Here is a 14537-nt window from a genome sequence, read left to right on the forward strand (position 1 = left end):
GGTTCGCCCCTCCGGGCGACGAAATGAGAGGCCACGATGGCGCAGCAGACATTCACCGGTCGCAAACGCGTTCGCAAGTTCTTTGGACACATCAAGGAAGTCGCGGAAATGCCGAACCTCATCGAGGTTCAGAAGGCGTCCTACGACCAGTTCCTGATGGTCGACGAACCCACGGGTGGGCGGCCGGATGAGGGATTGCAGGCGGTGTTCCGCTCGGTGTTCCCGATCTCCGATTTCTCGGGCACCTCGATGCTGGAATTCGTCCGCTACGAGTTCGAGCCGCCGAAATATGACGTGGACGAGTGCCGCCAGCGCGGCATGACCTTTGCCGCGCCGCTCAAGGTGACGCTGCGCCTCATCGTGTTCGATATCGACGAGGAGACCGGCGCCAAGTCGGTCAAGGACATCAAGGAGCAGGACGTGTACATGGGCGATATTCCGCTCATGACCATGAACGGCACCTTCATCGTCAACGGCACCGAGCGCGTCATCGTCTCGCAGATGCATCGCTCGCCGGGCGTGTTCTTCGACCACGACAAGGGCAAGACCCATTCGTCGGGCAAGCTGCTGTTCGCCGCCCGCGTCATCCCCTATCGCGGCTCCTGGCTCGACATCGAGTTCGATGCCAAGGACATCGTGTTCGCGCGCATCGACCGTCGCCGCAAGATCCCGGTGACGTCGCTGATGTTCGCGCTCGGCCTGGATGGCGAGCAGATCCTGTCGACCTTCTACAAGAAGCTGATCTACAAGCGCATCAAGGAAGGCTGGCGCGTTCCGTTCGACGCCAACCGTTTCCGCGGCTATTCGACGGTCAACGATCTGATCGATGCCGACACCGGCAAGGTCGTGCTCGAGGCCGGCAAGAAGCTCACCGTCCGCACCGCGCGCCAGCTCCAGGAGAAGGGGCTGAAGGCGCTGCGCATGTCGGACGAGGAGCTGCTCGGCAATTACATCGCCGAGGATCTCGTCAACCCGAAGACCGGCGAGATCTACGCCGAGGCCGGCGAGGAGATCACCGACAAGCTGTTCAAGGTGCTGAACGAGCAGGGCTACAAGGATCTGCCGCTGCTCGACATCGACCACGTCAATGTCGGCCCCTACATCCGCAACACGCTGTCGGCCGACAAGAACATGACGCGTGAGGACGCGCTGTTCGACATCTACCGCGTGATGCGTCCGGGCGAGCCGCCGACGCTGGATTCCGCGCAGGCGATGTTCCAGTCGCTGTTCTTCGATGCCGAGCGCTACGACCTCTCCGCGGTCGGCCGCGTCAAGATGAACATGCGTCTCGAGCTCGATGCGCCGGACACCCAGCGCACCCTGCGCAAGGAGGACATCCTCGCGGTCATCAAGACCCTGGTCGACCTGCGCGACGGCAAGGGCGAGATCGACGACATCGACCATCTCGGCAACCGCCGCGTCCGCTCGGTCGGCGAGCTGATGGAGAACCAGTACCGCATCGGTCTGCTCCGCATGGAGCGCGCCATCAAGGAGCGCATGTCGAGCGTCGACATCGACACCGTGATGCCGCAGGACCTGATCAACGCCAAGCCGGCCGCGGCCGCGGTGCGCGAGTTCTTCGGCTCGTCGCAGCTGTCGCAGTTCATGGACCAGACCAACCCGCTGTCGGAGATCACCCACAAGCGCCGCCTGTCGGCGCTCGGACCGGGCGGTCTGACCCGCGAGCGCGCCGGCTTCGAGGTGCGCGACGTGCATCCGACGCATTACGGCCGCATCTGCCCGATCGAGACGCCGGAAGGTCCGAACATCGGCCTGATCAACTCGCTCGCGACGTTTGCGCGCGTCAACAAGTATGGCTTCGTCGAGACGCCGTACCGCAAGGTCAGGGACGGCCGGGTCACCGACGAGGTGGTCTATCTGTCGGCCATGGAGGAGGGGCGTTATCGCGTCGCGCAGGCCAACGTGCCGCTCGATGCCAAGGGCCGCTTCACCGAGGACCTCGTGGTCTGCCGTCATGCCGGCGAAGTCGTGCCGATGACGCCGGACAAGGTCGACTACATGGACGTGTCGCCGAAGCAGCTGGTTTCGGTCGCCGCAGCGCTGATCCCGTTCCTGGAGAACGACGACGCCAACCGCGCGCTGATGGGCTCGAACATGCAGCGCCAGGCGGTGCCGCTGGTTCGCGCCGAGGCGCCGTTCGTCGGCACCGGCATGGAGGGCGTCGTCGCGCGTGACTCGGGTGCTGCGATCGCGGCGCGCCGCTCGGGCGTGGTCGACCAGATCGACGCCACCCGCGTCGTCATCCGCGCCACCGAGGATCTCGATCCGACCAAGTCGGGCGTCGACATCTACCGGCTGATGAAGTTCCAGCGCTCCAACCAGTCGACCTGCATCAACCAGCGTCCGCTGGTGAAGGTCGGCGACATCGTCAAGAAGGGCGACATCATCGCCGACGGTCCGTCGACCGATCTCGGCGAGCTCGCGCTCGGCCGCAACGTGCTGGTCGCGTTCATGCCGTGGAACGGCTACAACTTCGAAGACTCGATCCTGCTCTCCGAGCGGATCGTGAAGGAGGACGTCTTCACCTCGATCCATATCGAGGAGTTCGAGGTGATGGCCCGCGACACCAAGCTGGGGCCGGAGGAAATCACGCGCGACATTCCGAACGTGTCGGAAGAGGCGCTGAAGAACCTCGACGAAGCCGGCATCGTCTATATCGGCGCGGAAGTGCGCGCCGGCGACATCCTGGTCGGCAAGATCACGCCGAAGGGCGAGAGCCCGATGACGCCGGAAGAGAAGCTGCTCCGCGCCATCTTCGGCGAGAAAGCCTCGGACGTGCGTGACACCTCGCTGCGGGTGCCGCCGGGCGTGCAGGGCACGATCGTCGAGGTCCGCGTGTTCAACCGCCACGGCGTCGACAAGGACGAGCGTGCGCTGGCGATCGAGCGGGAAGAGATCGAGCGTCTGGCGAAGGACCGCGACGACGAGCAGGCGATCCTGGACCGCAACGTCTACAGCCGTCTTGCCGACATGCTGGACGGCCGCCAGGGCATCTCCGGTCCGAAGGGCTTCAAGAAGGACACCAAGATCACCCGCGCGGTGCTCGACGAGTATCCGAAGTCGCAATGGTGGCTGTTCGCCTCGGCGAACGACAAGCTGATGGCCGAGATCGAGGCCATGCGGAAGCAGTACGACGAGTCGAAGAAGGGACTTGAACAGCGCTTCCTCGACAAGGTCGAGAAGCTGCAGCGCGGCGACGAGCTGCCGCCGGGCGTGATGAAGATGGTCAAGGTCTTCGTCGCCGTGAAGCGCAAGATCCAGCCGGGCGACAAGATGGCCGGCCGTCACGGCAACAAGGGCGTCGTGTCCAAGATCGTTCCGATCGAGGACATGCCGTTCCTCGAGGACGGCACCCATGCGGACATCGTGCTGAACCCGCTGGGCGTGCCCTCGCGCATGAATGTCGGTCAGATCCTCGAGACGCATCTCGGCTGGGCCTGCGCCGGCCTGGGTAAGCGCATCGCCCAGACGGTCGATGCCTATCTGTCGAAGCAGGACGTCAAGCCGCTGAAGGAAACCCTGAAGCGGATCTACGGCGAGGACGAGACCATCAAGTCGCTCAACGACAATGAGCTGCTCGAGCTCGGTCACAATCTGAGCCGCGGCGTGCCGATCGCCACCCCGGTGTTCGACGGTGCCAAGGAGGCCGACATCGAGGAGATGCTGAAGCTCGCCGGCATGGACGCGTCCGGCCAGTCGACCGTCTATGACGGCCGCACCGGCGATCCGTTCGATCGCAAGGTCACGGTGGGCTACATCTATATGCTCAAGCTGCACCATCTGGTCGACGACAAGATCCATGCGCGTTCGATCGGCCCGTACTCGCTGGTCACCCAGCAGCCGCTGGGCGGCAAGGCCCAGTTCGGCGGCCAGCGCTTCGGCGAAATGGAGGTGTGGGCGCTCGAAGCCTATGGCGCGGCCTACACGCTGCAGGAGATGCTGACGGTGAAGTCGGACGACGTCGCCGGCCGCACCAAGGTCTATGAGGCGATCGTGCGCGGCGACGACACGTTCGAGGCCGGTATTCCGGAATCGTTCAACGTGCTGGTCAAGGAAATGCGCTCGCTCGGCCTGAACGTCGACCTGCACAACTCCAAGCTCGGACCGGCGCCGACGTCGGAAGCCGCCGAGTAGTTCAAGAGATCCGGCCTGGCCGTCTTTGACGGCCGGGTGCCGGCGCCCTTGTCCCACGGGTCAGGACAGGGCGCCCTCTGCAAGAGATTTTCGAATTTGCGGCCGACCCCCGATCGGCACGCGAGGAGAATACGATGAACCAAGAAATTATGAATCTCTTCAATCCGACGACCCCGGCTCAGGTCTTCGACCAGATCCGGATCTCGATCGCGAGCCCTGAGAAGATTCTGTCCTGGTCCTACGGCGAGATCAAGAAGCCGGAAACGATCAACTACCGGACCTTCAAGCCCGAGCGCGACGGCCTGTTCTGCGCCCGCATCTTCGGGCCGATCAAGGACTATGAGTGCTTGTGCGGCAAGTACAAGCGGATGAAGTACAAGGGCATCATCTGCGAGAAGTGCTCGGTCGAGGTGACCCTGTCGCGCGTCCGGCGCGAGCGCATGGGCCATATCGAGCTCGCCGCCCCCGTCGCGCACATCTGGTTCCTGAAGTCGCTGCCGTCGCGCATCGGCCTGCTGCTCGACATGACGCTGAAGGATCTCGAGCGGATCCTGTATTTCGAATATTACGTCGTCCTCGAGCCGGGTCTCACCGCGCTCAAGGACCGTCAGCTCCTGTCCGAGGACGAGTACCTCAAGGCGCAGGACGAGTATGGCCAGGACAGCTTCACCGCCATGATCGGCGCGGAAGCCATCCGTGAGCTGCTGCGCGGCCTCGAGCTGGAGAAGCTCGAGCAGACGCTGCGTGCCGAAATGCAGGAGACCGACTCCGACATCAAGCACAAGAAGCTCGCCAAGCGCCTGAAGATCGTCGAGGCGTTCCGCCACTCCGGCAACAAGCCGGAATGGATGATCATGACCGTCGTGCCGGTGATCCCGCCGGATCTGCGGCCGCTGGTGCCGCTCGACGGTGGCCGCTTCGCGACCTCCGACCTCAACGATCTCTACCGCCGCGTCATCAACCGCAACAACCGCCTGAAGCGGCTGATGGAGCTGCGCGCGCCCGACATCATCATCCGCAACGAGAAGCGCATGCTTCAGGAAGCGGTGGATGCGCTGTTCGACAACGGCCGCCGCGGCCGCGTCATCACCGGCGCCAACAAGCGTCCGTTGAAGTCGCTCGCCGACATGCTCAAGGGCAAGCAGGGCCGCTTCCGTCAGAACCTGCTTGGCAAGCGCGTCGACTATTCGGGCCGTTCGGTCATCGTGGTCGGTCCGGAACTGCGCCTGCACCAGTGCGGCCTGCCGAAGAAGATGGCGCTCGAGCTGTTCAAGCCTTTCATCTATTCGCGGCTCGACGCCAAGGGTCTGTCGACCACGGTCAAGCAGGCCAAGAAGCTGGTCGAGAAGGAGCGTCCGGAGGTCTGGGACATCCTGGACGAGGTCATCCGCGAGCATCCGGTGCTGCTGAACCGCGCCCCGACCCTGCATCGTCTCGGCATTCAGGCGTTCGAGCCGGTGCTGATCGAGGGCAAGGCGATCCAGCTGCATCCGCTGGTCTGCTCGGCGTTCAACGCCGACTTCGACGGCGACCAGATGGCCGTGCACGTCCCGCTGTCGCTCGAAGCGCAGCTGGAAGCGCGCGTCCTGATGATGTCGACCAACAACATCCTGCATCCGGCCAATGGTCAGCCGATCATCGTGCCGTCGCAGGACATCGTGCTCGGCCTGTATTATCTCTCGATCATGCGCGAGGGCATGAACGGCCAGGGCATGACGTTCGGCAACATGGCCGAGCTCGAGCACGCGCTGCATGCCAAGGCGATCCATCTCCACAGCAAGATCAAGTACCGCTGGGAGGGCATGGACGAGACCGGCAAGATCTCCAAGCGCTGGATCGAGACCACCGCCGGCCGCGTCATGCTCGGCAACGTGCTGCCGCGTCATCCGCGCATTTCGTACGAGATCATCAACAAGCTGATGACCAAGCGCGAAATCTCCGGCGTGATCGACCAGGTCTACCGTCACTGCGGCCAGAAGGAGACGGTGATCTTCTGCGACCGCATCATGGCGCTCGGCTTCTACAACGCCTTCAAGGCGGGCATCTCGTTCGGCAAGGACGACATGGTCGTGCCGGCGGGCAAGTGGAAGATCGTCGACACCACCCGTACGCTGGCGAAGGATTTCGAGCAGCAGTACAATGACGGCCTGATCACCCATGGCGAGAAGTACAACAAGGTCGTCGACGCCTGGTCGAAGGCCTCGGAAGAGATCGCCAAGGAGATGATGAAGGAGATCTCCGTCACCAAGAAGACGGCGACGGGAGCAGATGCCGACATCAACTCGATCTACATGATGTCGCATTCCGGTGCCCGCGGTTCGCCGGCCCAGATGCGTCAGCTCGCCGGCATGCGCGGCCTGATGGCCAAGCCGTCGGGTGAGATCATCGAGACGCCGATCATCTCGAACTTCAAGGAAGGTCTCTCGGTTCTCGAGTACTTCAACTCGACCCACGGCGCCCGCAAGGGCCTCGCGGACACCGCGTTGAAGACCGCGAACTCGGGTTACCTGACCCGTCGTCTGGTCGACGTCGCGCAGGACTGCATCATCACGCAGGACGATTGCGGCACCCATCTCGGCATCAAGATGCGCGCCATCGTCGATGCCGGTACGGTGGTGGCATCGCTCGGCTCGCGCATCCTGGGCCGCGTGCCCTGCGACGACGTGCGCGATCCCGCGACCAATGCGGTGCTGGTCAAGGCCGGCACGCTGATGGAGGAGAGCCACATCGACGCCATCCAGCAGGCTGGCGTGCAGGAGGTGAAGATCCGCTCGGCGCTGACCTGCGAGCTGGTCAACGGCATCTGCAAGATGTGCTACGGCCGCGACCTCGCGCGCGGTACGCCGGTCAACCATGGTGAGGCTGTCGGCGTCATCGCCGCGCAGTCGATCGGTGAGCCCGGCACCCAGTTGACGATGCGCACCTTCCACATCGGCGGCGCGGCGCAGCTGAACGAGCAGTCCTTCGTCGAGTCGAACTTCGAAGGCAGGGTGGTCATCAAGAACAAGGCGATCGCCCGCAACAGCGAGGGTCACCTGATCGCGATGGTCCGCAACATGGTCGTGACCATCGTCGACCCCGACGGTTCGGAACGTGCGACGCACCGCATCCAGTACGGTGCGCGCATGCATGTCGACGACGGCGACATGATCAAGCGCGGCCAGCGTATCGCCGAGTGGGATCCGTACACCCGTCCGATCCTCACCGAGGCGGAGGGAACGATCGGGTTCGAGGATCTGACCGAAGGTCTGTCGATCTCCGAAACGCTCGACGAGTCCACCGGTATCGCCAAGCGCGTGGTCATCGACTGGCGTGGAACGCGCGGTGGCGCGGATCTGCGTCCGGCGATCGTGATCAAGGGCAAGGATGGCAAGGTGCTCAAGCTCGCCCGCGGTGGCGATGCCCGCTACATGCTGTCGGTCGACGCGATTCTGTCGGTCGACGTCGGAACGACGGTGAAGCCGGGTGACATCCTGGCGCGTATCTCGACCGAGAGCGCCAAGACGCGCGACATCACCGGCGGTCTGCCGCGGGTGGCGGAGTTGTTCGAAGCGCGCAAGCCGAAGGATGCCGCGATCATCGCTGAGATCGCCGGCACCATCCGGTTCGGGCGGGACTACAAGAACAAGCGTCGCATCTCGATCGAGCCGGTCGACAAGACCGAGGAGCCGCGTGAGTACCTGATCCCGAAGGGCAAGCACATCCATCTGCAGGATGGCGACATCGTCGAGAAGGGTGACTTCATCGTCGAAGGCAACCCGGCGCCGCACGACATCCTGGCGATCAAGGGCATCGAGGAACTCGCGGCCTATCTGGTCAACGAGATCCAGGAGGTCTACCGGCTGCAGGGCGTGCTCATCAACGACAAGCACATCGAGGTGATTGTCCGTCAGATGCTGCAGAAGATCGAGGTCACCGATCAGGGCGACACCGACATGATCGCCGGCGAGCAGGTCGACAAGATCGAGTTCGACGCGCTGAACGCGAAGGCCGTGGAGGAGGGCAAGAAGCCCGCCACCGGCAATCCGGTTCTGCTCGGCATCACCAAGGCGAGCCTGCAGACCCGGTCGTTCTTCTCGGCGGCCTCGTTCCAGGAGACCACCCGCGTCCTCACCGAGGCGGCGGTCAATGGCAAGATCGACCCGCTTGAGGGTCTCAAGGAGAACGTCATCGTCGGCCGCCTGATTCCGGCCGGCACCGGCGCCTCCATGGCCCGCATCCGCGAGGTTGCGCTGAAGCGCGACAAGCTGATTCTCGACGAGCGCGAGAAGCAGGCGGCGATCGTGCCGTCGCAGCCCGAGCCGCAGCCGCTGGCGCTGCCGCCGGCGGAGTAAATCGAGCGGAGCGGCAGCAGCTGAGGTGTCAGGTGCTGCCGTTCGTTCATCGACGATAGAAAAGGCCGGCGGTTGCCGGCCTTTTTTTGACATTATCTTCTCCCGTTGCCGCGCTGCTGCCCGGTTGTTCATCTATCCTTCAGGCACAAAGGCGCTTCTGGGAGCATCAGATCCGCTAGGCTGATGTCCTTGTCCGTCGTGGCGATGCGCCGATTTGCTCAGGCGCAAACTCCGAGCGGCTCGGGCGCGCTATGGCCGATCGAGCCCCAAGGGTGGCGGGACCCGTGATACGGACGACCGGCGATGTCGTTGACAGCCGGAGATGGCGGAACTTCGATGCTTGACCTTGCGATTGTTGGTGGCGGTCCGGGCGGCCTGATGAGCGCCTGGTACTTGAGACGGAAGCTTGGCGATCTCTGCAAGGTCACGATTTTCGAAGCCTCCGACCGGCTCGGCGGCAAGATCGTGACGCGAAAATTCGATACGGCGCCGGCGATGTATGAAGCGGGTGTCGCTGAGATCTACGACTACTCGATGACCGGGCCCGATCCGCTGCGCGAGCTGATCCAGCATTTCGGCCTGCAGACGATTCCGATGGACGCGCTTCAGGTGCAGCTCGACGGCGAGCTGCTCGACGACGTGCCGGGCCTGCGCCGCAAATACGGGCCGAAGACGGCAGCCGCCGTCGAGGCGTTCCGCAAGCGCTGCTCCGAGGTGATGTCGCCGGTCGAGTATTACGAGGGCGTCGGCGCGCACGACAACGAGCACCCCTGGGCCTACAAGACCTGCGAGGAGCTGCTCGACGAGGAGGTCGAGGATCCCACCGCCAAGCGCTTCTTCAAGGTGATGTCGCGCTCCGACATCGCAACCGAGGCCCACAACACCAACGGCCTCAACGCGCTCAAGAACTTCGTGATGGATATCGACGACTATATCGGTCTGTATTCCATCCAGAACGGCAATGAGCAGCTGATCGAGTGCCTGCGCTCGGAGGTCGACGCCGACATCCAGCTCAATCATCGTGTGCTGCGCATCGGCAAGACCGAGCAGGGCCGCTACCGGCTCAACATGATGAACGGCAAGGGCCCGGAGACCCGCGAGTTCGATCTCGTGCTGGTGTGCCTGCCGCATTCCTGGCTGTCGACGGTCGGCTGGGAAGGCGAGAAGCTGCGCCGGTCGATGGTCAAGCACATCGCCTATTTCGACCGTCCCGCGCATTACCTGCGCGTCTCGATCCTGTTCGATTCGCCGTTCTGGGGCGACAAGATCCCGGGCTCCTGGTTCATGTCCGAGGCGTTCGGCGGCTGCTGCATCTACAATGAAGGCTCGCGCCACGACGTCGGCAAGCACGGCGTGCTGAACTGGCTGATCGCCGGCTCCGATGCGCTGGCCTTCGCCAATCTGTCCGATCAGGAGCTGATCGACGCCGCGCTGAAATCGCTGCCGGCGGCGCTCGGCGATGCGCGGGCGCATTTCATGGAAGGCAAGATCCATCGCTGGCTGTCGTCGGTGAACGCGTTGCCGGGCGGCCTGCCGGTGCGCGACGTCATGACGAATCACCGGCCAGAGCCGAAGGAGCATCCCGGCATCGTCGTGGTCGGCGACTATCTGTTCGATTCGACGCTCAATGGCCTGCTCGATTCGTCGGATGCCGCCACCGACATCATCCTGACCGAGATGATGCGGTTGCGCCGCGCCCGCGCGCAGGCGGAGAAGCCGCTGTCGGACAAGATCGACCGCGACTATTTCGACAATTACCGCGGGCAGGGGCCGTACAGCGAAGCCTGGTCGCAGTTCACCGATCCGGACTATCTGACCAGCCTGATCAAGATCGTCTGGAACAAGGGCAAGGGCAAAGGCTACAAGCTTCTCGTCGCAGGCTCTGCCAGTGGCGAGCTGGTCGGTGCGCTGCGCGACCGCGGCATCGATGCCTGGGGCATCGAGAACAACCGCTATATCCACGGCAAGACGCCGAAGGCGCTGAAGAAGTACAACAAGCTCGGCACGATCACCGACCTGCCGTTCAAGGCAGGTGAGTTCGATTTCGTGTTCGAGACCAGCCTCTGTCATCTCGGCGACAAGCAGGTGGCGCGGGCGATCCGCGAACTGAACCGCGTGGTCAAGACCGGCCTGGTCTTCGGGTCGATCACCTCGGACATGGCGCCGGCGCTGGTCGACCGCTACGACCTGCTGCGCGGCGTCAAGAAGCTCGGCACCTGGTGGGAATGGTCCGAGCTTTTCTTCGGCAATGGCTTCGACCTCGCGATGCACCGCCGCGACTGCACCGACGAGGTGTGGGCCGCGACGCTCGCTGCCAACAAGGGCCCGGGCCAGTGGTACGCGGACGCTGACAGCCTGCGCTACTCCTTCTTCGACAAGGTCGAGGACGACGAGGACTAGGGCTTGTCGTCTGACGTCCCGTCATCCTGGGGTAAGGCTGCGGGCCTTGTCTCCGAACGGCGGCGGTCGCTGGTTGCGTGACAGCCGCCGGCTCGGCCGCGGCTGCGGCACCGTGTTGCGAGAACGCTGGCGGCCGGCGGACACAGGTGTTAAAGCCGGACCGCTTTTATCCGTTACGGTCCTATGGCCGTGCAGGATCGGTTCGTTGAATGGCGCCCAAATCTTCACCGCCGGAAAATCAGAAATCAAGGCCGGCCGCTGATCCGGCCGACACCCCGGACAAACCGGGGGCGACGGCTGCAGCCGTCCCCGTGGTTCCCAAAACCGGAACGGCAAAGACGTTGCCGAGCGACAAGCCGCCGCTCGTCGAGGACGAGGATGACGACGAGGAGGACGGCGATACGGCCGGCCTCGAGCTCGACGATGATGACGACGACGAGGAGCTCGTCGTCTATACCGCGCGCGAGGCCGCCGGTGCGCTCGCCACGATCTATGGCTTCGTCTCGCCGCTGCTCGCCAAATACAAGAAGATGCTGGCCTTCGTGACGATCGGCGTCCTGATCGAGACGCTGTTCAACGTCATCATGCCGCTCAGCCTGAAGTTCCTGATCGACGACGCGCTCGGCGAGGAGGATTTCGAGGCGCTCTATCGCATCCTCGGCGTACTGGCGGTGGCCGGCATCTTCACCTCGATCGTCGCGGTGCTCTATGAGCGCTGGGATGCGCGCCTGGCAGCTGGCATCATCTCAGACGTCCGCACCCGTCTGTTCGATCACGTGCAGAACCTGCCGGCGGCCTATTTTCAGCGCACCAAGCGCGGCGAGATCCTGTCGCGCTTCTCGGTCGACATGTCGGCCTTCGAAGGCGTGGTCAAGACCTTCGCCAACAGCGCTGCGTTGCCGCTGCTCGAGCTCATCGCCGGCATCATCCTGATGCTGTTCCTCAACTGGCAGCTCGCCGCAATCGCGCTGTTGGTGTTCCCGATCACGCTGATCGGCCCGCGCATCCTGACGCCCAAGGCGGTGCAGGCCAATTACGAGCAGAAGCTCAACGAAGCCTCGCTGCTCGGCGTGATCCAGGAGAACATCGCTGCCCAGGCGGTGATCAAGGCGTTCAGCCTGCACCGCAAGGTGTTCGGCTGGTTCAGCTTCCGCAACGACGAGGCCCGGCGGAAGATCGCGGACGCGATGTTCCTCTCGACCATGGTCGAGCGCACTGTGACGATCGCGGTGCTGCTGCTGCACCTGGTCGTGCTCGCGATCGGCGCCTATCTCGCCACCAAGGGCCAGATCACGGTCGGCACCTTCGTCACCTTCGAGAGCGCGTTCTGGGAGGTGTCCTACAACATCGCCCACGTCATGCACTTCCTCCCGGTGTCGATCTCCTCGGCGGCCGCGATCCGCCACATGCAGGAGCTGCTGGACGAGCCGACCCGCGGCGCCGACCGGCCGGGCGCGCCGGACCTGCCGCGCATCAGCCACGACATCACCTTCGAGCGCGTCAGCTTCCAGTATGAGGGCAGCGAGACGCCGGTGCTCGACAATCTCAGCCTCAAGCTCGACGTCGGCAAGCGGATCGCCATCGTCGGCCCGTCAGGCTCCGGCAAGAGCACGCTGCTGAACCTGATCCTGCGGCTCTACGTGCCCGATGAGGGCCGCGTCACCATCGATGGCGTCGACATCCGCAAGGTCACGCGCGATTCGCTGCGCGGCAGCATGGCGGTCGTGTTCCAGGACAACATGCTGTTCAACATGTCGCTGCGGGAGAACATCCGCCTCGGCAAGGAAGGCGCTACCGATGCCGAGGTGGAGGAGGCGGCCAAGAAGGCCGAGATCCATCGCTACATCATGAGCCTGCCGCAGAAATACGACACCATCGTCGGCGAGCGCGGCGACACGCTGTCCGGCGGCCAGCGCCAGCGCATCGCCATCGCCCGCGCCATCATCCGCAACCCCTCGGTGCTGCTGCTCGACGAGGCGACCTCGGCGCTCGACCAGACCACGGAGGCCGCGATCAACCGCACGCTGCTGAAGGTCGCCAAGGGCCGCACCATGATCTGGTCGACCCACCGTCTGACCTCGGTGGTCGAGATGGACGAAATCATCGTCATTTCCGGGGGCCGCGCCATCGAGCGCGGCAGCCACGCTGAGCTGCTGGCTAAGAACGGCGTCTATCGCAAGCTGTGGGACGACCAGAGCCACCAGCCGAGCCGGCAGGATCAAGCCGACGACGACAGCGATGACGATGATGATGACGACGACGATGATGACGACGATGACGAGGAGGATGACGACGAGGAATAGGCGTTCAGCGGTCCGCCGCTCGTCGCCAGCCGGTGCCGCACGCCGCGGCCGAGTGACACTGCGAAGCGAGCCCAGCGCTGCGCCAGCCAATAGGGGCCGGTGCCTGTCGAGATGTCGCGGTACCGCCAGGCCTTCTGCAGCGACCACGCATCGCAGGCCGTCTTGACCGGATCGTCATAGAACGCGGCGATCTTGCCCTCGCCCATGCCGTCGGTCGCGAGCCAGCGCGGGATGTGGACGTTGCAGAGCCGCTCGACGTCGGTGAACACCTTGTCGGAGCCGGTGCCCGTGACGGGGCAGGTGGTGCAGAAGGCATCCCCGATCAGCACCACGCCCGGCATGCGGACGCCGCTGTTGACCATGAGGTCGGCCGGCCGAACCTTGACCTCGCCGGTGACAGCGTAATCGCCGGTGATCCGCCGCAGGCCAGGCAGGGCGGCGTCCAGCGTCTCAGCCGGGTTACGCCGGATCGCCCGCACCCAGGGATCATCGGCTTCGCGATAGGCGAACAGATTGGCGCGCATCCGCTCGCCGATCGGGAACAACGTGATGTAGGGAACGCGCGCGCTGGCCCGCTCCTGGAAATAGGTCATCGCGGGAAAGGCGAAGGCGGGGCGCCCGACGGGCGCGAGATCGAAGCCGACCGAGATCGAATGGGATGGGCTGGTGATCTTGCGGGTGATTCCCAGCATATGTCGCAGCCCGACATTCAGCCCGTTGGCGAGCACGACCAGTCGCGCCGACACCGTCTGCCCGTCGGAGAGGGTGACCTCCTGCCGCTCCTCGCTCGCGGTGATTGCGACCGCCTTGGCGACGATTCGCGTCACGGAATCGGGAATCTCCTCCCGCACCGCGGCCACCAGCGCGTCGTACATGATGCCGTATTGCGGGACCGGCGCCCGGTCCAGGACGTAGCCAAATCGGGCGATCCAGTTTTCCAACGCCAGCGTCGCCTGGCGCAGGGCCTTGTCGGCGACTCCGGTGCGCCGGAATCGCGCGATCTGCTCAGCGCCGGAAATCTTCTCGATTCGGAAGTCGGGCGGGTAGACGGTGTGGGGATCGACCAGAATCGCGGCGATTCCAGCCCTCCCGAGCATGCCAGCGGCAATCGAGCCGGCCAGGCCGCCGCCAATGATCGCAATGTCGGTGTATCGGGTCATCTGGCGCCTCGTCGGGGCCATCCTTGGCGCTGAAACCCGAAAAAAGCCTTATCTTCATTGTTTCCGATCATTACCGAGGCTGCTTGAGGCGATCTGACCGGCGCGAAGCGGGTCCCTGGATACCTCACGGCCCGCTGAGCTGGGGACCGGCTGAGACGCGGCGAAGCGGCGATGCCCTGTTTGCG

5 protein-coding genes are annotated in these 14537 nt (G+C 64.3%); 4 read left to right on the top strand and 1 reads right to left on the bottom strand.

The window, feature by feature from the left end:
• The first annotated feature begins 36 nt into the window (after positions 1–36).
• From rpoB to HL671_RS06190, 4 genes are all read left to right on the top strand, one after another.
• A complete protein-coding gene (gene rpoB / locus HL671_RS06175) occupies positions 37–4155 on the top strand; it encodes a DNA-directed RNA polymerase subunit beta (protein WP_012045052.1) in 4119 nt (1372 codons plus the stop codon).
• A 134-nt stretch (positions 4156–4289) separates the two neighbouring features.
• Positions 4290–8489 carry a DNA-directed RNA polymerase subunit beta' gene (rpoC, locus tag HL671_RS06180; RefSeq protein ID WP_012045051.1) on the top strand — a complete coding sequence of 1400 codons (4200 nt, stop codon included), beginning with the start codon at positions 4290–4292 and terminating at the stop codon, positions 8487–8489.
• Positions 8490–8825: 336 nt separating this feature from the next.
• Positions 8826–10889 carry an FAD-dependent oxidoreductase gene (locus HL671_RS06185; protein ID WP_012045050.1) on the top strand — a complete coding sequence of 688 codons (2064 nt, stop codon included), beginning with the start codon at positions 8826–8828 and terminating at the stop codon, positions 10887–10889.
• A 209-nt stretch (positions 10890–11098) separates the two neighbouring features.
• Positions 11099–13192, top strand: a complete 2094-nt coding sequence (locus HL671_RS06190) for an ABC transporter ATP-binding protein (protein ID WP_172235897.1) — start codon at positions 11099–11101, stop codon at positions 13190–13192.
• Here the strand turns inward: HL671_RS06190 and HL671_RS06195 are convergent.
• On the bottom strand, positions 13108–14352 hold the full coding sequence (locus HL671_RS06195; RefSeq protein ID WP_172235898.1) for an FAD-dependent oxidoreductase: 1245 nt from the start codon (positions 14350–14352) through the stop codon (positions 13108–13110). The genes HL671_RS06190 and HL671_RS06195 overlap by 85 nt on opposite strands.
• Between the last annotated feature and the right edge of the window lie 185 nt (positions 14353–14537).

Source organism: Bradyrhizobium denitrificans (genome assembly GCF_013179005.1).
GTDB classification, from domain to species: domain Bacteria; phylum Pseudomonadota; class Alphaproteobacteria; order Rhizobiales; family Xanthobacteraceae; genus Bradyrhizobium; species Bradyrhizobium denitrificans.